The following is a 20,366-nucleotide window of genomic DNA, read 5'->3' as shown; positions in this document are numbered from 1 at the left end:
GCGCACGCGGCCGCCGCATGCTCCATGTGTCGGCGGCACGACGACGCTCTGAAGCCGCCCTGTTCGCGCGTCTCCGACACCGCCATGCAGCCGTGTCGTTTTCCGCCGGTTTCCAGACGCGTGAGCGAAGGCAGTCAGGCGCGATGATCCGCACACTCCCTAGCCTGCACTAAAGGAGTGAGACTAGTGAGCCCCACGCACGCGCGTCATGCCGCCTCGCAGCCGTCACCGCCCGTCACGCTTGACGACATTACCGTCGTCGATCACGCGCTGCTCAAACGCGCGGTCGGCGCAATGGCGCTGGGCAATGCCATGGAGTGGTTCGATTTCGGCGTCTACAGCTATATCGCCGTGGTGCTGGGCCAGGTGTTCTTTCCGTCGAGCAGTCCGTCCGCGCAGCTGATCGCAACCTTCGGCACCTTCGCGGCAGCCTTTCTCGTGCGGCCCATTGGCGGCATGGTGTTCGGCCCGCTCGGCGACCGCATCGGCCGCCAGCGCGTACTCGCGATGACGATGATCATGATGGCCGCCGGCACCTTCTGCATCGGCCTCATTCCGGCCTATACGTCGATCGGCATCTTCGCGCCCGTCCTGCTGCTGCTCGCGCGGCTCGTGCAGGGCTTCTCCACCGGCGGCGAATATGGCGGCGCGGCGACCTTCATCGCCGAGTTCTCCACCGATGCGCGGCGCGGCTTCTTCGGCAGCTTCCTCGAAGTGGGCACGCTGATGGGCTACATCCTCGGCGCGGGCACCGTCGCCCTGCTGACCGCCTTGCTGCCGCATGATGCGCTGCTCTCGTGGGGCTGGCGCGTGCCGTTCATGATCGCCGGGCCGCTGGGTCTGGTCGGCCTGTACATCCGCATGAGGCTGGAGGAAACGCCTGCGTTCAAGAAGGAGGCGCAGGCGCGCGAGAAGGACGAGCGCTCGCGGCCGAAGGAATCGTTCCTGCAGTTGCTGTCGCATCAGGGCAAGCCGATGCTGCAATGCGTCGGCCTCGTGCTGATCTTCAACGTCACCGACTACATGGCGCTTTCGTATCTGCCGAGCTATCTGTCGGCGACGCTGCATTTCGCCGAGACGCGCGGCCTGCTGCTCGTGCTGCTCGTCATGCTGCTGATGATCCCGATGACGCTGTGCGCCGGCCATCTCTCCGATCGTCTCGGCCGCCGGCCCGTGATGATGGCTGGGTGTATCGGCCTGTTCGCGCTCTCGATTCCGGCGCTGCTGCTCGTGCGCACCGGTGCGCCTTCTCTCGTGTTTCTCGGCCTGCTGATGTTCGGCGCGCTGCTGTCCACGTTTACCGGCGTCATGCCTTCTTCCCTGCCCGCCCTCTTCCCGACGCGCATCCGCTACGGCGCGCTGGCGATCGGCTTCAATGTTTCGGTATCGCTGTTCGGCGGCACGACGCCGCTGGTCACGGCATGGCTCGTCGATGCAACCGGCAACCTGTTGATGCCCGCCTACTATCTGATGGCGGCCTCGGTGATCGGCATGATGTCGGTGTTCGCGCTGCAAGAAAGCGCGCGCAAGCCGTTGCCTGGCTCAAGTCCGTGTGTCGGCACGCAGGGAGAAGCGCTCGCCCTCGCCCGCACGAAACTCAAGGTCGTGCATTCGGGCAAGGGCGAAGTCGTGTTGAAGAAGAAGCGCGCTTAGGTTTGCCCGTGCTCAGGCTGAAAGTGTCTGTCGCAAGGCCTGGAGAAAGCGGAGATACGCGGTCGCGCCAGGGTCGGCATGACCGACACTGCGCTCCTGCACCCACGCCGCACGGCCTTTCCTCGACTGCATCGCGGCCGTTGCGTTGACCTGCTCGTCGGCCTTCGCGATCATCGCATCGAGCGCGTCACTGGTGCTGCCCTGCGACGCGGCCAGCACGTCGAGGCTCGGCACGAGCGCATCGAGCACGGTCTTGTCGCCGACCTGACTCTTGCCGCGCTCGATGATGCGACCGGCCACCGCCTGACCGATCGCGAGCACATCATCGCGGTTCAACGCGTCCTTGCCGTTCACCGTCTTCGCCGCCGCGAGCAGTCCGCCGCCGATCAGCGCCGCGAACGTCGATGGATTCGCCGTCGAAAACGCCTTTGCGGCCGCCAGCAGCGTTTCGTTCAGCGTCGCTTCGGCGGGCAGCGCGGCCAGCGCCTTCACCACGGCCACCGATCCCGACTGCACCGTAATGCCGAGATCGCCGTCGCCGAGCGCTGCGTCGAGATCACGCAGCTCATCGGCATGGGCAGGCAGCGCGTTCAGCGTGCGCGTGAGGATGTCGCGAAGCTCCTGGCTCGTCACACTCATGGATCGCTCCTTCAGGATTCGGTGCCGTCGCGGAAGAAAGGCGAGCGCGCGGGGGCGTCGAGCAGCGCTTCGAGTTCGTCGTCGAGCAGCATGAGGGTGATCGACGCACCCGCCATTTCCAGGCTCGTCACATATTCGCCGACATACGAACGCGCGATCTTCAGCCCCTGATCCGCGATCAGCTTCGCCGAGCGCCGGTACAGCAGATACAGTTCTTCCAGCGGCGTCGCGCCCAGCCCGTTCACCAGCAGCGCGACGCGCGAGCCCTTCGGAGCGGCGAGATCGCTGGTGATCTGCGTGGTGATGCGCTCGGCGATCGCATCGGCGGATTCCAGCTTGCCGCGATGCGTGCCCGGTTCGCCATGAATGCCGATGCCGATCTCCATTTCCCCTTCGGGCAGCGTGAAGGTCGGCTTTCCGGCGGCGGGGAGAATGGTGGGCGAGAGGCCGACGCCCATCGTGCGGCAGTTGGCATTGGCCTTCGCGCAGATGCGCGTCACGTCGTCGAGCGAATCGCCGCGCTCCGCCGCCGCGCCCGCGCACTTGAACGCGAACACCATGCCAGCGACGCCGCGCCGGTCGGCTGCGCGGTCTTTCGGTGCGGAGGCGACGTCATCGGTGAGCACGACCGTCTTCACGTCGATGCCTTCAGCCTCCGCCAGATCCGCCGCGAGATCGAAGTTGAGCACGTCGCCGCCGTAGTTGCCGTACACATACAGCACGCCCGCGCCGCCGCTCACGGCCTTGGTCGCTTCGAAAATCTGCTCGGACGACGGCGACGAGAACACGTTGCCCACCGCGACGCCGCTGCACAAGCCCTCGCCTACGTAACCCAGAAAGCCCGGCAGATGGCCCGAGCCGCCGCCCGTCACGATGCCGACACGGCCCTTGCCCGGCGCATCGGCGCGAACCAGTGCGCGCTGATCGGCGGTGGCGGCGCGGATCCAGTGCGGATGGGCGAGCAGCAGCGCCTCGATGATCTCGTCGACGAATACGTCCGGCTGGTTGATGATTTTCTTCATGGTGGGCGTCTCCAATGTGTTCAGGGCTTGCGCCGTTGGCTCAGGGCATCGAGCAGCACGGCGGCGAAGATGACGCCGCCTTGAATGAACTGTGTCCAGAACGGATTCACGCCGAGCAGCGACAAGCCGACATTGATCACGCCGATCAGCACCACGCCGATGAACGTGCCGACAATGGACCCGCGCCCGCCCGCGAGCGAAGTCCCGCCGATCACGATGGCCGCGATGACCTGCAACTCGAGTCCATTTGCAGCGGAAGGCAACGCGGAATTGAGCCGCCCGGCCAGCACGATGCCCGCGATCGCCGCCGTGACGCCGGCCAGCATGTAGGTGAAGAACACCACGCGCCGCACCGGGATGCCCGCGAGCCGCGCCGCTTCCTGATTGCCGCCGACGGCGAACACCTGATGTCCGAAAGTCGTCTTGCGCAGCAATACGTGGCCGATGACGAAGACCACGAGCATGACGACCATCGGCATGGGCAGGCCGGCGACCGTCTTCGCGCCGAACAGCGTGAACGCGCTCGGAAAATCGAACTTGGTGCGGCCATCGGAAATGGCGAGCGTGAGACCGCGCGCCATGGCCATTGCCGCGAGCGTGACGATGAACGGCACGAGCCGCAGCCACGAGACCGCGAGGCCGTTGAGCGCGCCCGCGCCCGCGCCGACGGCGAGCGCCACGCACAGCCCCGCGACGCCGAGTCCTACCGCGCCCGGACTGGAGCCGGCCATCACGGTGGCGGCGACCATGCCGCTCAGCGCCACGAGCGAGCCGACCGACAGATCGATTCCCGACGTGATGATGACGAAGGTGCCGCCCACCGCCGCGATGCCCACGACGGACACCTGCACCATGATGTTGGTCAGCGTGCTGGTGGTGAGAAATTCCGGCGATGCAATGGAAAGCGCCACGCATATGATGACGAGCGCCGCGAACAACGGCCCGATGCCGCTGCGCAACTGGCGGATCACGCGGCGCGAGAGCGCCTCGGAATCTGCACGATCGGCTGCTGTGGAGGTCATGCGCCTGCTCCTGTCGTTGCCCACTGAATGACGGTTTCCGAGTTCGCCTGAGCGCGCGGAATCTCGGTCACGATAGTGCCGCGATACATCACCAGCACGCGATCCGACATGCCGAGCAGTTCCGGCAGCTCCGAACTCACCATGACGACCGCCGCGCCCGCGCGCGCCATCGTCACCATGTGCGCGTAGATCTCCGACTTCGCGCCCACGTCGATGCCGCGCGTCGGTTCATCGAGCATGATGACGGACGGGCTGGTTGCCGTCGCGCGGCCGAGAATCACTTTCTGCTGGTTGCCGCCGGAGAGCGTGCCGGTGATCTGCAACACGGACGAAGCTCGCACGCCGAAACGCGCGCTGGCTTCGTGCGCGAGCTTGCGCTTCTTCGCGCGGCTGACGAAGCCGCCGCTCGCCAGCGCCTTCAGGCTCGACAGCGCGATGTTCTCCTCGATGTTCGCCTCCAGCACCAGCCCTTCGAGCTTGCGGTCCTCCGACGTGTAGACGAGGCCATGCCGCACGCCTTGCGTCGGCGAGTGATTGCTCACTTTCTTGCCGCGCACGTGGATTTCGCCGCCTGTCACCGGCAGCGCGCCAAAGATGGTCTTCAGCAACTCCGTGCGCCCCGCACCTGCGATCCCCGCAATGCCGACGATTTCCCCCGCGCGCACCGCAAAGCTCGCGTTGCGCAGCAGCGGCGCGCTGGCGAGATCGCGGACTTCGAGCACCACGGGACCGTATTCACGCGGCTCCCACGGATAGAACGATTCGAGATTGCGCGCGACCATGGCCTGCACGAGATCGGCCTCGGTCCATTTGGACATCGGGCGCGCGCCGACCGTCGCGCCGTCGCGCATCACGACCGCCGAGTCCGCGAGTTCGAACACCTCTTCCAGATGGTGCGAAATGAAGATGATCCCCATGCCTTCCGCGCGCAGCCGCCGCACCACGGCGTACAGATTCGCGATGTCGTGGCTTTGCAGCGCGGCGGTGGGTTCGTCCATCACGAGGATGCGTGCGTCGCGTGCAATCGCCTTCGCGACTTCCACCAGCTGACGCTTGTTCAGCGGCAGATCGCCGAGGCGCATCCAGGGCGGCACGTTGTCCAGCCCGACGCGCGCGAGCGCTTCACGCGCCATCTGGTTCGCTTCGCGCATCCTCATGAAACCGTTGCGCGCGGGCATGCGGCCGAGGAACAGATTCTCCGCGACCGTCATGTCGTTGATGAGCGAAAGCTCCTGATAGATCACGGCCACGCCCGCGTCGATGGCGGCGTTCGTGCCGCGCGCAAGCGGCATGCCGTCGATCTCGATCGTGCCTTCATCGGGTTCGTAGGCGCCTGAAAGCGTCTTCACCAGCGACGACTTGCCCGCGCCGTTCTCGCCGACGATCGCCATCACGTGCCCTGCGTGCAGCTCGAGGCTGACGCCGCGCAACGCCTTCACGCCGGGAAAGCTCTTCACGATGCCCTGCATGCGCAGCAACGGTTTGGCCGATGTGGCGGCGGTACGCGCGTGAGCCTGTGTTTCGACTGTCATGATCCGCATTCCGTGTGCGGGCCGCATGTCCCGGAAGGACACACGGCCGCCGGTTGCCCTTACTGCTTCACTTCCTCCGACCACAGCCCGTATTTCTTCACTTCATCCGAGTCGATGTTGGATTTGTCGATCAGCATCGTCGGCCACGCGTAGTTCGCGGGCACGTCCTTCTTCGCGTTGTAATCCGCGATGAATTGCAGCGACTTAGCCGCCATCATGATCGGATTCTGCGAGATGGTGGCGTCCTGCTTGCCCGCGCGGATCGCTGAGAGCGCCTGCGCGGTGCCGTCGGCGCCGATCACGAGGATATGCTCCTTGTCGCCAAGCGGCTTGTAGCGCCCGGCATTGTCGATGGCCTTTTCCGCGCCCACGGTGTTGTCGTCGTTGGCGCCGAAGACGGCATCGATCTGCGGGAATTTCTGCAGGATATTGGTCATCGCGTTGAGCGACTTCTCCTGGTCGAACGCGCCTTCCTGACGTGCGACGACCTTGATGTTCGGATACTTGGCGATCTCCTCGCTGAAGCCCTTCTCACGGTCCGTCGCCGCCGTCGTGCCGACCAGCCCGATCAGGTCCACCACGTTGCCCTTCTCCTCGCCGTAGCGCTTCTTCAGTTGCTCGGCGATCCATTTCGCGCCGGTCTGGCCGAGCGCCACGTTGTCCGACGCGACAAACGAGGTCACCTTGCCGCCATCCGAACCGCGGTCCAGCGTGAACACCGGAACGTTCATTTCATTCGCCTTCTGCACGGCGGGGATGATCGCTTTCGAGTCGATCGGATTCAGCACGATGGCCGTCACGCCCTGGCTCAGCAGGTTGAGGGCGTCGTTGACCTGCTGCTGGGCGTCGCCGTTCGCGTTGGTCTGCACGAGCTCGAAGCCCTGCTCCTTCGAACCGCGTTCGACGCCCGCCTTCAGGCCGACGAAGAACGCGTTGTTGAGCGTCGCGATCGAGAAGCCGATCTTCGGCTTGCCGCCCGCCGAACTCGTCGCCGCCGCGCTCGCGGGTGCGCTGGCGGGCGCGCTCGCGCTCGCCGCTGAACTGGTGCTGCTCGTGGACGATGAGTTGTCGCTCTTCGAGCATCCGGTCAGCGCGGCGGCCGCGCACAGCACGACGGCGCCCGTGGATTTGCCGAACGTGCCCCAACTGTCGAATCTTGCTGAACTCCAGGCCATGGTTGTCTCCGTTGTACGAGTGGTTCAATGCGATGACGTTGCGGTGAGCGCTGCGCTGGCTTTTTTGCTCCGTGCTGCCGTCAGCGAGCTTCGTTGCTGCGCCTGCCATAAGTCTTGAACTTCTCCAGCACTTCTTCCATCTGCTGATCCGACAGCACGGGCGGTGCACCAATCTGCAACGCCAGCAGATACTGCCGCGCGAGCACTTCGATTTCATGCGCGAGCCAGACCGCGCGCGCCAGGTCCGTTCCCAACGCGATCACGCCGTGATGCGCCAGCAAACACGCGCGGCGGTCCTGCAACGCCGCCAGCGCGTGATCCGACAGTTGCTGGCTGCCGAACACCGCATAGGGCGCGCAACGCACGGAGTTGCCGCCTGCTGCCGCCACCATGTAGTGCAGCGCGGGAATCTCGCGGCCGTGAATGGCAAGCGCGGTGGCCGCGATCGAATGCGTGTGGACGACGGCATGCATGTCGCCGCGCGCGCGCAGGATGTCGCGATGAATGCGCCATTCCGAAGACGGCCGCGCGGTGCGCAACACGTCGGCGTCGTCGGCGATGTCGAGCGGCAAGCGGACGATCTGTCCTGCGTCCAGCTCGCGCGCGGCGACGCCGCTTGGTGTAATCAGGAAGCCGTCGCCATGCCGCGCGCTCACGTTGCCCGACGTGCCTTGATTGATGCCCAGCCGTTCCATCTCGAGCGCTGTCTCGACGATCCCTTGCCGCAGCGCGACTTCCTGCATCGCGCTCATGCGGCATTCCCCTCGGCCGCGAACAGACTGCGCAGCGCGTGCTCGAACGGCGGCTTCACGATGCCGCGCTCCGTGATGAAGCCGGTCACGAGCGCATGCGGCGTGACATCGAAAGCCGGATTGCGGGCCTGGATGGCGTCGGGCGCGACGCGACGCCCGGCCAGATGCGTGACTTCCTCTGCCGCGCGTTCCTCGATTTCGATACGCGCGCCGCCGGCCGTGTGCAGGTCCAGCGTCGACGACGGACACGCGACATAGAACGGAATGCCGTAGTGATGCGCCGCGATGGCGACGCCGAGCGTGCCGATCTTGTTGGCGAAGTCGCCGTTCGCCGCGACGCGGTCCGTCCCGACGATCACCAGATCGACGAGTCCTTGCGACATGATCGACGCCGCCGCGCTGTCCATGATGAGCGTCACGTCGACGCCCGCCTGCTGCAATTCGAACGCCGTGAGGCGCGCGCCCTGCAACAGCGGGCGCGTTTCGTCGGCGTAGACCTTGAAGGCGCGTCCCGCGCGATGCGCCGCGTAGATCGGCGCGGTTGCCGTGCCGGTGCCGGTGGTCGCAAGCGCACCGGCATTGCAGTGCGTGAGCACGCCGCTGCCTTCGCGAATGAGCGCCATGCCATGCATGCCGATGCCTTCGCACAGCGCCACATCTTCCTCGTGGATGCGGCGCGCCTCTTCGACCAAAGCCTGATACAGCGTCGCGGCATCGTGTGCGTCGGTCGCGCGGGCGCGGTCCAGCATGCGCCGCAAGCCCCAGCTCAGATTGACCGCCGTGGGCCGCGCGGATTCGAGCCACACCGCCTGACGTTCGAGCGCCGCACGAAACTCCGCGATGGGCAACGCGGTCGAGTCGCGCATCGCGATGCACAGCCCGTATGCCGCCGCCACGCCGATGGCCGGCGCACCGCGCACGCGCAACTCGCGAATGGCGCGCCAGACGGACTGCACGTCCGCCACGTTCTCCACCACGATCTCATGCGGCAGACGCGTCTGGTCGAGCAGCAGCAGATCGCCGTCGCGCCATTCGATCGTCGGGGGAAGCGTGCTGAACAAGCGCTGCGAATCCATGAAGTCTCCCTGTGCGAAACCTGTGCGAAACGAGCCGCCGTTACATTGACACCGCATCGCGCTGGAGCTCGCGCGCCAGCGTCGCGACCTGTTCGATGTCGCCCAGCGCCGCGCGCTGCACGAGCAAGGTCTCCGCGCAACGCAGACAGCGCATCTCGATGCGGGCCCGCGCTTCGGCATCGGCGATGCGCGTGATCTCCGCGACCTTCGCCATGCCGACGATGCGCCGGATCATCTTGCAGCCCGCGAAGCCGAGCGACTCGGCGAGCAGCCGGCGCATGAAGTGCGCTCGATAGGCCGCGACCGCGCGGCCGTCCGCGCCGCCGCCGATGAACGGCCGCTTGCTGCGGCTTTCGTGATCGCGCCACAGCGCCACGAATTGCGCGCTGAAGCCGTTCCAGATGCGCGTCATCTGGTCGAGCAGCCATTCCTGGTATTCGAGCGGATCGCGTCCGTCGAGACGTCCGTGCCAGTCGCGCGAGAAGTACGCGAGCAGCAGGTTCGCAAGCAGCGCACCGACGTCGAAACCCATTGGGCCATAGAACGCGAACTCGGGATCGATCACGAAGGTGTCTTCCGCGTTCACCATGATCGAGCCGGTATGCAGGTCGCCGTGCAGCAGCGTTTCCGCGTGGTTCATGAAGGCCCACTTCATGTCGGCGGCGGCGGCGCGCAGCGGTTCGTGGGTCCTTAGCCGTTCGATGGCCGCCTGCGGCAGCGCGGGACTGTAGACGTTCGAAGGATGCGCCTCGAACGGAAAGGTGAAAACCAGATCCTCGGTGATCTTGCACAGTTCCGGATTGATGGCCGCGCCGGCTGCCTGCTTCTTGATGTCGGCCGAGAGAAAGAGATCGGAGCCGAAAAAGAGCGTATGGGCGAGATACGCCGACAGATGCTGCGCGAGCATCGGATAGACCGTGCCGTCCATCAGGCCTTGCCGCAGGATGCGATGCGACGCGAGATGCTGCATCACCATCAGGAAGCGCGTGCTGTCCGCGTGATAGACCTTCGGCACATGTTGCGGACAGAGCGCGCCGAAGCGCCGCAACGCGGCGACTTCATGCTCCATGCGCTGACACGACAGCGGCCAGGTCTTGCCGACCAGACGCAGGAACGGCGGCGCCTGCTTCACGACGACACTGCGCTGCGGCGTTTTCGTGTTGGTCACGAAATACACATAGTTCAGATTGCCGTCGCCGACTTCCGCGACATCCAGATCCGCGGGATCGCCCAGCAGCGCGCGCACGTCGGGCACGCCGCCCAGATACGCGGCCAGTTCCTGCGCCGTGAAAGCTTCAAACTCCATCGGTGCCTCCTCCGATGTGCTCCGGCACGCGCGCTCAACGACGCTTGCGCACCAGATCGAACTTGAAGATGCTCGTGTTGTAGTAGTCGTTGCTGTAGCAGAGCGGCTCGCCGCTCTGATCGAAATCCACTTCGTCCAGCAGCAGGAACAGGCCGAAACCATCGCCGAGTTCCGGCAGGTCGCGCGGCGTCAGGATGGTCGGCTGGATCGACGTGTGGGTGTGCGACAGCCGGCGTCCGGTGCGCTCCAGCATGCCGAACAGCGATTCGCCCAACTCGCCCTCCGCGCCGTCGAAGACGTGCTTCGGGATGGTATCGATGCAGTACGCGGCGATGGCGTCATCCGCGCGGCGCACGCGCTCGATGCGCACGCACGGATCGCCGGGCCGGATGCCGAGCTTCTCCGCCAGACTCTCCGATGCCGCCACATGCTCCATCTGCTTGCGGCTCGTCGACGGCACAGCGCCCACGCTGCGGATCATGTCCGTCACCGACATCAGATCATCGAGCCCGCCGTGCAGCTTCAGCGAAATTTGTCTGATGAAGGTGCCCTTGCCCTGCAGACGCGACAGCAGCCCGTGCGAGATCATCTGCGCCACGGCCTCGCGCAGACTGGACCGGCCGACGCCGAGCAGCTCGCAAAGCTCTATTTCAGTGGGAATCTGATCGCCGGGCTTGAGCTTGCGCTCATGGATCATGTCGAGAAGCGACGCCTGGATCTTGTCGCTCATCGAACGCTCGACGCTCAGGCGCATGAAGGTCTCTCGGTTGGCAGTCACTGAAATGTACATCAGACGTCTGATGTTTCTCTCGGGACTTTCCCGGACGGTTCTGCGCCTCGATGGAGATTTGCTTCATGCGCGGATGCAGCATGAAAATGCCCGTCGCGCGCATGGCGACGGGCTTTGCAGTGCACGAATTCCGCTGCGTCACACGGGCGCGGCAGCGTCCACGAACGGCAGGATATTTTTCATGGCGCGTTCGACGTATTCGTCTTTTTCGCCGACCGGCGCGACATAATCCAACGCGGCGCATGCCGCATCGACACCTTCCAGACGCGCGATCACCCAGGCTGCCAGATACTGGGATGCAAGACATCCTCCCGCCGTCGCCACATTGCCGTTCGCGACGAAAGGCTGATCGAGCGTGCGCACGCCGGCTTCCTGAACCCACGGCTTCGTGGTGAGGTCGGTGCAGGCGGGTACATCGTTCAGCAGGCCGAGTTTCGCGAGGATCAGCGTTCCCGAGCACTGGGCCGCAAGCAACTGGCGGCTGGGGTCGAGGCGGATGCGCGCCATCAATGCGGCATCGGCCACGACGTCGCGCGTTTGCCTGCCGCTGCCGACGATCACCGCATCCGCCGCGCTCGCCTCCTCCAGCGTGGCCTGCGCCCGGATGACGACGCCGTTCATCGACGTCACTTCCGCCGACGGACACGCAATCGAGACCTTCCAGTCCGGCTTCCTGATGCGATTCAGAATGCCGAGCGCGATCAGCGAGTCGAGTTCGTTGAACCCATTGAACGTGAGAATGGCGATGTGCATGGCGACAACCTTTCATGGCGGGGATAGTTCAGGCATGCTACGGTCAGCCATGAATACAATCAAATGATTGTCATGGATACATCCTGTTCCGGACGCGTCTCATGCCACAGCCTGCACGTTACAAACAGATCGTCGACCGCATCGCTGAAGATATCGCATCGGGCCAACTTAAGCCGGGCACACGTCTGCCGACGCATCGTGAACTGGCCGCGCGCGAAGGACTCGGCATCGTCACGGCCACGCGCGTGTACGCCGAGCTCGACGCCATGGGACTCGTCAGCGGCGAGACCGGGCGCGGTACTTTCGTGAAGGAAGCCGGCCTGCCGAACGGGCTGGGCATCGATCAGGTCGCCATCGCCTCGGACATGGTCGATCTGAACTTCAACTATCCCGCGCTTGCGGGGCAGACGGAATTGCTGCGCACGGCGTTGCGGCAACTGGCATCTGCGGGGAATCTGGAGGCCTTGCTGCGCTATCAGCCGCATGCCGGACGGCTTCACGAACGCGCGTGCGTCGCGCGCCATCTCGAACGCCGCGGACTTTCGATCGACGCAGAGCAGGTCTTGCTCGTCGATGGCGCGCAGCATGGTCTGGCGACCACCGTCATGGGCTTGCTCAAGCCCGGCGATGTGGTAGCGGTGGACGCGCTCACTTATACCGGCTTCAAGTTGCTGGCGCAGTCGCAGCGGCTGGAACTCGCACCGCTCGCCGCGTCCGGCGCCGGACCCGATCCCGATGCGCTCGAAGCGCTCTGCAAGCGGCGTCGCGTCCGCGCCATCTACACGATGCCCACGCTGCACAATCCGCTCGGCTGGGTGATGACGGCGAGCAGACGCAGGCAACTCGTGTCGATCGCGCGCAAGCATGGGCTGTTCATCATCGAGGACGCCGCCTATGCCTTTCTCGCCGATGACGCGCCGCCCCCACTCGCGGCCCTCGCGCCGGACATCACGGTGTATGTGTCGGGCTTCTCGAAGAGCGTGGCAACGGGATTGCGTGTCGGCTATGTCGTGGCCCCGCGCGAGCGGGTGTCGAAGATCGAACGCGCGATCCGGGTGACGACGTGGAACACGCCTGGCGTAATGACAGCATTGGCCTGTGGCTGGCTCGAAGACGGAACGGTCGAGCGACTCGAAGCGGAAAAGCGCGCCGATGCCACGATGCGCCAGACAGTGGCGGCCCGCGCGTTGAGCCGCCTGAAACGGCTGGCGCATCCCGCGTCCTATTTCATCTGGCTGCCGATGCCGGAAGACGTCCGCGCGGACCGCATCGCGAAGGCGCTGATACAGGAACGGATCTCGGTATCGACGGCCGAGCCTTTCTGCACGACGGCGCACGTGCCGCATGCGTTGCGGCTGGCGCTGGGATCGGTGGATGTGGAGACGTTACGGCTTGCGCTGGAACGGGTGCAGGAGGTGGTGAGCTTTCACATCGACGCGTGAAGCCGAGGTTCACGCCCGCATGCGTGCGTGCGCGCCGTCGGCCCCGCGCGCCAGGTCGACGAATGCCGCCAGATAGTCGATGCCCTGGTCCGACTCGCGCATGCCGAGATAGATCTTCTTCGCGATGCCCTTCCGGCCCAGCTTGAGCGGCGCAATGGGCATCCGGTCCGCATACTCTTCCGCGAGCCAGCGTGGCAGCGCGGCGACGCCCCGGCCGCTCGCTACCATCTGCATCATGATGTCCGTCGTCTCGATCACCTTGTGCCGCCGCGGCACGACGTTGGCCGGCGTCAGAAACTGCGTGTAGATGTCGAGCCGGTCAGTTTCCACCGGATAGGTGATGAGCACTTCGGACCCGATCTGTTCCGGCGTGACGTAGTCCGCCGATGCCAGCGCATGGTCCTCCGGGACCACGAGGACCTGTTCGTAGTCGAACACCGGCACGAAGCGCAAACCCTCCTTTTTCAAGGGGTCCGGCGTCACGAGGATGTCGATGTCGAAGCCGAACAGCGCGCCGATTCCGCCGAACTGGAAACGCTGCTTCACATCCACATCGACGTCGGGCCAGCTCGCAAGATACGGCGAGACCACGCGAAGCAGCCATTGATAGCAGGGATGACACTCCATGCCGATGCGCAAGGTGCCGCGCTCGCCCTGTGCGTACTGCTTCATGCGCGCTTCGGCATGCTCGAACTGCGGCAACAGCCGATTCGCCAGACCAAGCAGGTAGTGCCCCGCCTGCGTCAACCGCATGGAACGGCCTTCACGCGTCCAGACCGCCGTGCCCAATTGCTGTTCGAGCTTCCTGACCGTGTGGCTCAGCGCCGACTGCGTGAGATTCAGGACCTCCGCTGCGGCAGTCAGCGAACCTTGCCTCTCGACCTCACGCACGACGAGCAAATGACTGCGTTCCAGCATGACGTGCTCCATGAACGAATTTGATCATTGTATGAAAACTTACCATTTTTATTCATACATCGGAAATTCTATCATCGTCGCTACCGCCACTTTCATGGACGACACGCGCGATGGTCACGACACACAACCTGGGTTTTCCGCGCATCGGCGCCGGACGCGAATTGAAGTTCGCGCTCGAGAAATACTGGAAGGACGAGTCGTCGCTCGATGAACTCAAAACGGTCGGCGCGCAGCTGCGTGAACGTCACTGGAAGCAACAGGCGCGTCTGGACTATGTACCCGTCGGCGAATTCGCGTTCTACGATCAAGTGCTCGACATGAGCTTCACGCTTGGCAATCTGCCCGAACGCGTGCGCGACTTCCACGGCGACACGCTGGACAACACCTTCCGCGTTGCGCGCGGCCGCTCGGCGGCGGGTGCTGAAGCGCACGCCGCCTGCTGCGCGGGCGTCGCCGCCGGCGAGATGACCAAGTGGTTCGATACCAACTATCACTACATCGTCCCCGAGTTCGATGCGAACACGCACTTCAAACTCGATACGTCACGTCTGGTCGAACAGGTTTCGCAGGCGCGCGCGCTGGGCGTGAATGTGAAGCCGGTCATCATCGGGCCGGTGACGTATCTGTGGCTCGGCAAGGCGAAAGACGACAGCGACAAGCTCGCACTGCTGCCGCGCATCCTGCCGGTCTACGCCGCGTTGCTCGATCATTTCGCGGCGCAAGGTGTGGACTGGGTGCAGATCGACGAACCGGCGCTCGTCACCGAACTGGACGAAGCATGGCGCGCTGCGTTCGTCACTGCTTACGATGCACTGTCCGCCCGACGCGTGCGAGTGCTCCTCACCACCTACTTCGGCCAGTTGCAGGAGAACCTTTCGCTCGCGTGCCAATTGCCGATCGACGGGCTGCATATCGATGCGATCAACGCACGTAAAGAAATCGAGGCCGCCGCCGCTGAGCTGCCGGACACGGCGGTGGTGTCCGTCGGCGCGATCGACGGACGCAATATCTGGAAAAGCAACCTGAACGCGATTCTCGAATGGCTCGAACCGCTGCACCGGCAACTTGGTGATCGGTTGTGGATCGCACCGTCCTGCTCGCTGCTTCACGTGCCGGTCGACCTCGACACGGAAGTTCAACTCGATACCGAGATCAAGTCGTGGCTCGCTTTTGCGCTGCAGAAACTCGGGGAACTGGAAGTGCTGGCCGGCGCGTTGAATCATGGCCGAAAATCCGTCGCCGATGAACTTGGCGCGAACGCAACCGCCATCGAAAGCCGGCGTCGGTCTCCGCGCGTCAATAACCCGGCGGTGAAGGCAGCCATTGCAGGCATCGACGCGACGCTCGGCAAGCGTCAACACGGCTACGAAGAACGGGCGAAGAAGCAGGCCGCGATTCTCGGCCTGCCCGCATTCCCGACGACAACTATCGGATCGTTCCCGCAGACCGGCGAGATTCGTCAGGCGCGCAGCCGGTTCAAGCGCGGCGAACTCGACGACGCGAGCTATCGCACGGCGATGGAGCAGGAAATCGCCCGTGCGGTGCGCGAACAGGAGGCGCTCGGGCTCGATGTGCTCGTGCATGGCGAAGCCGAACGCAACGACATGGTCGAATACTTCGGCGAGCAGCTGGACGGCTATGCGTTCAGTCGGTTCGGCTGGGTGCAGTCGTATGGATCGCGCTGCGTCAAGCCGCCGATCCTGTTCGGCGATATCAGCCGCCCGAAGGCCATGACGGTGGAATGGACGCGGTACGCGGCCTCGCAGACCAGCAAGCCGATGAAAGGCATGCTGACCGGTCCGGTCACGATCCTTAACTGGTCTTTCGTACGTGACGATCAACCTCGCTCGGTGTCATGCCAGCAGTTGGCGCTCGCGATTCGTCAGGAAGTCCTGGATCTCGAGAGGGCCGGCGTCCGTGTGATTCAGATCGACGAAGCGGCGCTTCGCGAAGGTTTGCCGTTGCGGCGCGCGCAGTGGGACGCGTATCTGCGCTGGGCGGTGGAATCGTTCCGCATCACGGCCAATGGCGTACAGGATGAAACGCAGATTCACACGCACATGTGCTATTCGGAATTCAACGACATCATCGCCTCGATCGCTGACATGGATGCGGATGTGATTACCATCGAGACGTCACGTTCGGATATGGAACTGCTCGATGCCTTCGATGACTTCAAGTATCCGAATCAGATTGGGCCGGGTGTGTATGACATCCATTCGCCGAACATTCCGAGCCAGGAACATATCGTCAATCTGATGAGGAAGGCGGCAGAGCGGATTCCGGCGGAACGCCTGTGGGTGAATCCGGATTGCGGGCTGAAGACGCGTCAGTGGGATGAGGTTATTCCGGCGCTCAGGAATATGGTCGCGGCGGCGGAGACGTTGCGTGCTTCTTTGAAGTGAGTCCGCAGTTGCCGTCAGGACGCGCGCCCCGCCTATGCGGGGCGCTATCCCTAGTTGGCTCGCCTCTCAAACCAACACGCGCTCTGCCTTCAAAGCTTTTCTTATATGCGTAATTTTATGAAGCGGCTGGAGCAGGGAATACACGATTAATCTGAACTGCCGGGATCGTTAACCCTTAGGCGAATGTATCTGAAGCGTCGGAAGTTGCGGAGAAGGGACTGGTTTGTCGGGAAACGGGTATCGTGCTTGTCCTCTCAGCTGCGCGCCGCGATGCGACTCACGATCCGTCCCAACGGATCGCAACGGATGTTCAACACGCGCCCGAGCGGATCGACTGTGCGTGATTGGCAACGCAAAGAACCGCCGATTTATCCGTGGCTCAGGCTCGCCGGGTACTGAATCGAGCAGGCCGGGTGTTCAGCCCCGGGCAGCGCGTGAGAATCAACGTCGAACACGGTGGATTGTAATCAGTCGATCCTTAAAAATCTCGAAGTCCCTTGCTGACGAGCTGTTAAGGGCGAAACTGGATTACCGGGATTGAAGGATACAGGCATATTAGCGCGTGCAAGCCTGCAAATTCCGATGAGGTTCGAATGGGTCCGAAAGCGCGTGTGACAGAGCGAGACTTCTTCCGCCAGCCGCTGCTTGAGCAGATCAATTTGAGGCATCCACTGGTGCGCCTGGCCGGGTTGATCGACTGGGCGCATCTCGGCACGACGATGAGTGCAAGCTTCGTGTCTGTTGCCGGACGCTCCGCGACATCCCCGCGCTTGATTGCTGGTTTGTTCTATCTTCAACACACGTTTGACCTGTCCGATGAAAAGGTTGTGTGGCAGTGGGTCGAAAACCCTTATTGGCAAGTCTTCACGGGCGAAGTGTTTCTGCAGACCGAGCCACCCATCGATCCGTCGAGCCTAACGCGCTGGCGCAAACGACTCGGTGAGGCGGGAATCGAAGAGTTGTTGGCGCAGACCAATATCGAGCGACGGCGCAGCAGGTTCAACCGTCGCGGGCAACGCCGCCGGCGCGGCCAGCTCGGGCGCGCTCGCCAGCTCGACCTCTTCTTTAGCGGCTAAAGAGGGAGTGGTTTTCACGACCGCGCTCGCAACAGGCGCCCATGCGCGATCAGGCGCCTTCCCGTTCCCGAGCCATTCGGCGCTACGGATCAACATGCCCAGGCTCTTCGCCGCCGGCGTCACCTTCAGCGCGTACTCGTTCGCGTCCAACCCGTGCGGCAGCTTCAGCCGATAGCAGCTGAAGCCCTCGCTCATCAACCGCTCGGCAAGCTTCAATGCGCCCGCGTCGCCCGCCGCATCACGATCGAACGCAATGATGACCCGCTCAACGCCCGACGTCTTGAACAACGCCACATGCTCATCCATGAAGCCATCCACGCCGAACGCCGCGGTCACGTTATGGAACCCCGCACACCAGAACGTCAACACATCGATGATCGCCTCACACACGATCACTTCCTTCTGACCGCGCACGCCTTCCGCATTGAACACGCCCCGGCGCGGCCCCGGCAGATACAAGTGATACGCCGTGGGCAACACCCGCGCCAGTCACGGCCCGACTTCACCAGCTCGATACCCTGCGCACGCACCAGTTGCTCCACCGACACTTCCGCCTTTAGCCGCTCAAGCTCTGCTTCCGCGATGCGCGCCATCGATCCGCCTCCGTCTAAAACCTTTCAATGGACATTGTCGTAGATTTATATTTGGACTACAATATAGACATCAGGCGTTCGCTCTACATGGGGTTCTTACAATGACCACTTTCCCTTCAGCTTTGGTTTTGTGAGATCAACATGGAAGAGTTCGCCGCTCGCCTGCGCGCTGCTCGCGAAGCACGGCAGATGACGCAGACCCGTCTATCTGAACTGCTCTCAGTGGACAAACGGGTCTACAACCGATGGGAGCGCGGCGCTTCGTTGCCACAGCTCGACGCAGTGGTCCGGATCGCGCAGACGCTGCAAACCAGCGTCGATGCCCTCGTCGGGCTTGAACCGCCCACCGAGCCGCGCATTCACAACCCGCGGCTGCATGAGCTTTACGAACAGATGGATTTGCTTTCGGACGAAGACCAGCAGGCGCTGATCGTTCTGATGGACAGTCTCGTCAAACGCTCGCAGATGAGCAAGCTGATGGCGAGATAGCAAACGCAGTAAAAGCGCGAGCCGCACGGGCGGCAACCCAGGCGGCTCGCTGACCTCAACCAACTCAATGAGGGAGTTGACTATGGCTGACGCCAATCTTAAAGCAAGCCCATCCGTCACGGAACGCTTCGTGACCGTTCAGCAGATCCAACGCGACAGCCGTTCGAAGAAGCCGCATTGGCAACGCAAAGAACCGCCGATTTATCCGTGGCTCAAGCTCGCCGGACGATGGATCGAGCAGGCCGGATTCAGCCCTGGGCAGCGCGTCAAGATTAACGTTGGCCACGGTAGGCTTGTGATTACCGCCGAATAAACATGCAAAGGGGCCGCCTTTGCGGCCCATATAATTAAATTAAGAAATAAACCATCCCAACTAAACGCCACACAAAGGGGGGTATTGTTCTGAATCACAACCAAACCAGTTAAACAGACCACTCACATACTTAATATCCTTTACTAAAACCCCTTTTCTAAAAATTTTGACGCGAGTGTACCCTTGCCCACAATGCCTCACATTAAACTCACCAGATAATAACGAATAAATTTCATCCTCAAATGACCTTGGATCGGCTTTGATATTTAAGTCATTCCACACAATCGCCTCTGCTATCCTATCAATCCCAATCTGAACATAATCCATGCCAATTTCGATTGCCAGTCTAACGAACGGATTTTTATCAAGTAAATACGAAGCAAAATAGCTGTCGCTTGTCTGCGGGATAAAAACACAATCTCTATCACCAAGCCTTTTAAGGTGAACCTTCTCGAGGATCGAATTAATTATCTCAATCTTCCAGACAATGTTCGAATGGAAATCAGACATCTTCATCGCCCTCTTGCCCTCTGTGCGGCCTGAATAACAGGATTGGCATTAACGTTCGGCACAAACGTTCCCGGAACATAGACGTGAAATAACGCCTGATTTGGTTGGGACTTTTTGCTTCCAATTCCGATTCTTAGTTGTTGCCCCCAACCATTGCTTTTACTTTGATTGCTCGACCAACCAAATTTAAACAGGCCACCCGGCTTATTTAACACACCATGCGATCGATCAGCCGTAGCCGCACTATGCCCGAGCAGCTTAGAAGTGATTCCGAACAACCTACTTTCAAACAATCGTTGCGAGAGTGATTTTCCACACTTCAGCCCTAATGGATCTACCCATCCAAAAGTATTGGGCGCAAATTGATATGGATTTTCTCCACCATCTAGTCCGATCGGATCCTGCGAGATGAACTGCCCAGTGCCGGGATCAAAGTACCGATACCGGTTGTAATGCAACCCCGACTCATGATCGAAGTACTGCCCCTGCAACCGAATCGCCTGCTCGACCTTCCGCGTTTCGCACCAATCGATCCCACCCGCAACACTGTAGTGCGTTTCCCAAACGATGTCACCGTCCGCGCTGCTTAACCTGACTGGCGCACCATTCGGATCATTCTGATAAAAGTAAATCCGCTTACAAGCCCCATCATCGACCTGCATCGCCAGAGGCTCGAAGCCTTCCTGCCGATACACATAAAACCGCGCTTCGCTCTCGATAAGCGCCGTCTGCCGCACCTCGCCGGCCATCGCATCGCCGTCCCACAGGAACCAGGTCCGCGCTCCCTCATCGCGATGCCTGTGCCCCACCTCCGGCCTGACATCCGCCGCCTGCTTGCCAATACGCCGACCGAGCGCATCATATCGATACACCCATCGCTCATTAGCGGTGTTCTCGAAC

Annotated in this window: 19 protein-coding genes and 1 pseudogene; 6 read left to right on the top strand and 14 right to left on the bottom strand. The window is 62.7% G+C overall.

Features of this window, described 5'->3' with window-relative positions; genetic code table 11:
• The first annotated feature begins 186 nt into the window (after nt 1-186).
• The gene (gene proP, locus QCE69_RS22290) at nt 187-1,653 is read left to right on the top strand and encodes a glycine betaine/L-proline transporter ProP (RefSeq protein ID WP_309933037.1); all 1,467 of its coding nucleotides are present in this window, start codon (nt 187-189) and stop codon (nt 1,651-1,653) included.
• Between the two features lie 12 nt (nt 1,654-1,665).
• On the opposite strand, the gene QCE69_RS22285 is transcribed toward proP, so the two are convergent.
• The 10 genes from QCE69_RS22285 to QCE69_RS22240 all read right to left on the bottom strand — a co-directional run bounded on the left by QCE69_RS22285 (nt 1,666) and on the right by QCE69_RS22240 (nt 11,720).
• Nucleotides 1,666-2,292, bottom strand: coding sequence for a DAK2 domain-containing protein (locus tag QCE69_RS22285; protein ID WP_309933035.1), 627 nt, complete (start codon nt 2,290-2,292; stop codon nt 1,666-1,668).
• 11 nt (nt 2,293-2,303) lie between these two features.
• Nucleotides 2,304-3,314 carry a dihydroxyacetone kinase subunit DhaK gene (locus QCE69_RS22280; protein WP_309818357.1) on the bottom strand — a complete coding sequence of 337 codons (1,011 nt, stop codon included), beginning with the start codon at nt 3,312-3,314 and terminating at the stop codon, nt 2,304-2,306.
• Between the two features lie 20 nt (nt 3,315-3,334).
• Complete coding sequence (locus QCE69_RS22275; RefSeq protein WP_309818355.1) at nt 3,335-4,336, bottom strand: ABC transporter permease; 1,002 nt, start codon at nt 4,334-4,336, stop codon at nt 3,335-3,337.
• Complete coding sequence (locus QCE69_RS22270) at nt 4,333-5,868, bottom strand: sugar ABC transporter ATP-binding protein (protein WP_409021226.1); 1,536 nt, start codon at nt 5,866-5,868, stop codon at nt 4,333-4,335. The genes QCE69_RS22275 and QCE69_RS22270 overlap by 4 nt, the downstream gene beginning before the upstream one ends.
• Nucleotides 5,869-5,927: 59 nt before the next feature.
• Complete coding sequence (locus QCE69_RS22265) at nt 5,928-7,043, bottom strand: sugar ABC transporter substrate-binding protein (RefSeq protein WP_309923214.1); 1,116 nt, start codon at nt 7,041-7,043, stop codon at nt 5,928-5,930.
• A gap of 80 nt (nt 7,044-7,123) precedes the next feature.
• On the bottom strand, nt 7,124-7,795 hold the full coding sequence (locus QCE69_RS22260) for a class II aldolase/adducin family protein (protein ID WP_309923212.1): 672 nt from the start codon (nt 7,793-7,795) through the stop codon (nt 7,124-7,126).
• A complete protein-coding gene (gene mtnA, locus QCE69_RS22255; RefSeq protein ID WP_309933031.1) occupies nt 7,792-8,871 on the bottom strand; it encodes an S-methyl-5-thioribose-1-phosphate isomerase in 1,080 nt (359 codons plus the stop codon). Before mtnA ends, QCE69_RS22260 begins: the two co-directional genes overlap by 4 nt.
• Nucleotides 8,872-8,911: 40 nt before the next feature.
• Nucleotides 8,912-10,177 carry an S-methyl-5-thioribose kinase gene (mtnK, locus tag QCE69_RS22250; RefSeq protein ID WP_309933030.1) on the bottom strand — a complete coding sequence of 422 codons (1,266 nt, stop codon included), beginning with the start codon at nt 10,175-10,177 and terminating at the stop codon, nt 8,912-8,914.
• A 34-nt stretch (nt 10,178-10,211) separates the two neighbouring features.
• On the bottom strand, nt 10,212-10,931 hold the full coding sequence (locus QCE69_RS22245) for a GntR family transcriptional regulator (RefSeq protein ID WP_309818343.1): 720 nt from the start codon (nt 10,929-10,931) through the stop codon (nt 10,212-10,214).
• Between the two features lie 174 nt (nt 10,932-11,105).
• Nucleotides 11,106-11,720 (bottom strand): DJ-1/PfpI family protein, encoded by a 615-nt coding sequence (locus tag QCE69_RS22240; protein WP_309933029.1) that lies wholly within the window; start codon nt 11,718-11,720, stop codon nt 11,106-11,108.
• A 101-nt stretch (nt 11,721-11,821) separates the two neighbouring features.
• Between QCE69_RS22240 and QCE69_RS22235 the strand changes: the two genes are divergently transcribed.
• On the top strand, nt 11,822-13,162 hold the full coding sequence (locus QCE69_RS22235) for a PLP-dependent aminotransferase family protein (RefSeq protein WP_309933028.1): 1,341 nt from the start codon (nt 11,822-11,824) through the stop codon (nt 13,160-13,162).
• A gap of 9 nt (nt 13,163-13,171) precedes the next feature.
• Here QCE69_RS22235 and QCE69_RS22230 read toward each other — a convergent pair whose 3' ends face one another.
• The gene (locus tag QCE69_RS22230) at nt 13,172-14,080 is read right to left on the bottom strand and encodes a LysR family transcriptional regulator (protein ID WP_309923203.1); all 909 of its coding nucleotides are present in this window, start codon (nt 14,078-14,080) and stop codon (nt 13,172-13,174) included.
• Nucleotides 14,081-14,190: 110 nt separating this feature from the next.
• On the opposite strand from QCE69_RS22230, the gene metE reads away from it, so the two are divergent.
• Both metE and QCE69_RS22220 read left to right on the top strand, forming a co-directional pair.
• Nucleotides 14,191-16,485, top strand: a complete 2,295-nt coding sequence (metE, locus tag QCE69_RS22225; protein ID WP_309933027.1) for a 5-methyltetrahydropteroyltriglutamate--homocysteine S-methyltransferase — start codon at nt 14,191-14,193, stop codon at nt 16,483-16,485.
• A gap of 593 nt (nt 16,486-17,078) precedes the next feature.
• Nucleotides 17,079-17,459, top strand: a pseudogene (locus QCE69_RS22220) (transposase); the annotation flags it as partial.
• Here QCE69_RS22220 and QCE69_RS22215 read toward each other — a convergent pair.
• Nucleotides 17,400-17,951, bottom strand: a complete 552-nt coding sequence (locus tag QCE69_RS22215; RefSeq protein ID WP_309934162.1) for a toprim domain-containing protein — start codon at nt 17,949-17,951, stop codon at nt 17,400-17,402. The pseudogene QCE69_RS22220 and the gene QCE69_RS22215 overlap by 60 nt on opposite strands.
• A gap of 344 nt (nt 17,952-18,295) precedes the next feature.
• On the opposite strand from QCE69_RS22215, the gene QCE69_RS22210 reads away from it, so the two are divergent.
• Entirely contained in the window at nt 18,296-18,643 is a 348-nt protein-coding gene (locus QCE69_RS22210; RefSeq protein ID WP_309933025.1) for a helix-turn-helix transcriptional regulator, read from the top strand.
• Nucleotides 18,644-18,725: 82 nt separating this feature from the next.
• Nucleotides 18,726-18,956: a SymE family type I addiction module toxin gene (locus QCE69_RS22205; protein ID WP_309933024.1), complete on the top strand. Its 231-nt coding sequence runs from the start codon at nt 18,726-18,728 to the stop codon at nt 18,954-18,956.
• Nucleotides 18,957-19,016: 60 nt separating this feature from the next.
• On the opposite strand, the gene QCE69_RS22200 is transcribed toward QCE69_RS22205, so the two are convergent.
• Both QCE69_RS22200 and QCE69_RS22195 read right to left on the bottom strand, forming a co-directional pair.
• Nucleotides 19,017-19,466, bottom strand: coding sequence for a hypothetical protein (locus tag QCE69_RS22200; protein WP_309933021.1), 450 nt, complete (start codon nt 19,464-19,466; stop codon nt 19,017-19,019).
• A gap of 2 nt (nt 19,467-19,468) precedes the next feature.
• Nucleotides 19,469-20,366 (bottom strand): RHS repeat-associated core domain-containing protein (locus QCE69_RS22195; RefSeq protein ID WP_309933018.1); only part of this gene is annotated, 898 nt, incomplete at its 5' end.

The sequence above is a fragment of the Caballeronia sp. LZ032 genome (assembly GCF_031451315.1).
Taxonomy (GTDB): Bacteria; Pseudomonadota; Gammaproteobacteria; order Burkholderiales; family Burkholderiaceae; genus Caballeronia.
The sequence above is the reverse complement of the archived record's forward strand: the minus strand, read 5'-3'. Positions and strand labels throughout refer to the sequence as shown.

Excerpts from the sequence above, each read along its gene's own strand:
- metE (WP_309933027.1), top strand. The coding sequence starts at position 14,191 with ATGGTCACGACACACAACCTGGGTTTTCCGCGCATCGGCGCCGGACGC.
- QCE69_RS22200 (WP_309933021.1), bottom strand. The coding sequence starts at position 19,466 with ATGTCTGATTTCCATTCGAACATTGTCTGGAAGATTGAGATAATTAAT.
- QCE69_RS22285 (WP_309933035.1), bottom strand. The coding sequence starts at position 2,292 with ATGAGTGTGACGAGCCAGGAGCTTCGCGACATCCTCACGCGCACGCTG.
- QCE69_RS22230 (WP_309923203.1), bottom strand. The coding sequence starts at position 14,080 with ATGCTGGAACGCAGTCATTTGCTCGTCGTGCGTGAGGTCGAGAGGCAA.
- QCE69_RS22265 (WP_309923214.1), bottom strand. The coding sequence starts at position 7,043 with ATGGCCTGGAGTTCAGCAAGATTCGACAGTTGGGGCACGTTCGGCAAA.
- QCE69_RS22205 (WP_309933024.1), top strand. The coding sequence starts at position 18,726 with ATGGCTGACGCCAATCTTAAAGCAAGCCCATCCGTCACGGAACGCTTC.
- QCE69_RS22260 (WP_309923212.1), bottom strand. The coding sequence starts at position 7,795 with ATGAGCGCGATGCAGGAAGTCGCGCTGCGGCAAGGGATCGTCGAGACA.
- mtnK (WP_309933030.1), bottom strand. The coding sequence starts at position 10,177 with ATGGAGTTTGAAGCTTTCACGGCGCAGGAACTGGCCGCGTATCTGGGC.
- mtnA (WP_309933031.1), bottom strand. The coding sequence starts at position 8,871 with ATGGATTCGCAGCGCTTGTTCAGCACGCTTCCCCCGACGATCGAATGG.
- QCE69_RS22275 (WP_309818355.1), bottom strand. The coding sequence starts at position 4,336 with ATGACCTCCACAGCAGCCGATCGTGCAGATTCCGAGGCGCTCTCGCGC.
- QCE69_RS22270 (WP_409021226.1), bottom strand. The coding sequence starts at position 5,868 with ATGACAGTCGAAACACAGGCTCACGCGCGTACCGCCGCCACATCGGCC.
- QCE69_RS22280 (WP_309818357.1), bottom strand. The coding sequence starts at position 3,314 with ATGAAGAAAATCATCAACCAGCCGGACGTATTCGTCGACGAGATCATC.
- QCE69_RS22235 (WP_309933028.1), top strand. The coding sequence starts at position 11,822 with ATGCCACAGCCTGCACGTTACAAACAGATCGTCGACCGCATCGCTGAA.
- QCE69_RS22240 (WP_309933029.1), bottom strand. The coding sequence starts at position 11,720 with ATGCACATCGCCATTCTCACGTTCAATGGGTTCAACGAACTCGACTCG.
- QCE69_RS22245 (WP_309818343.1), bottom strand. The coding sequence starts at position 10,931 with ATGCGCCTGAGCGTCGAGCGTTCGATGAGCGACAAGATCCAGGCGTCG.
- QCE69_RS22210 (WP_309933025.1), top strand. The coding sequence starts at position 18,296 with ATGGAAGAGTTCGCCGCTCGCCTGCGCGCTGCTCGCGAAGCACGGCAG.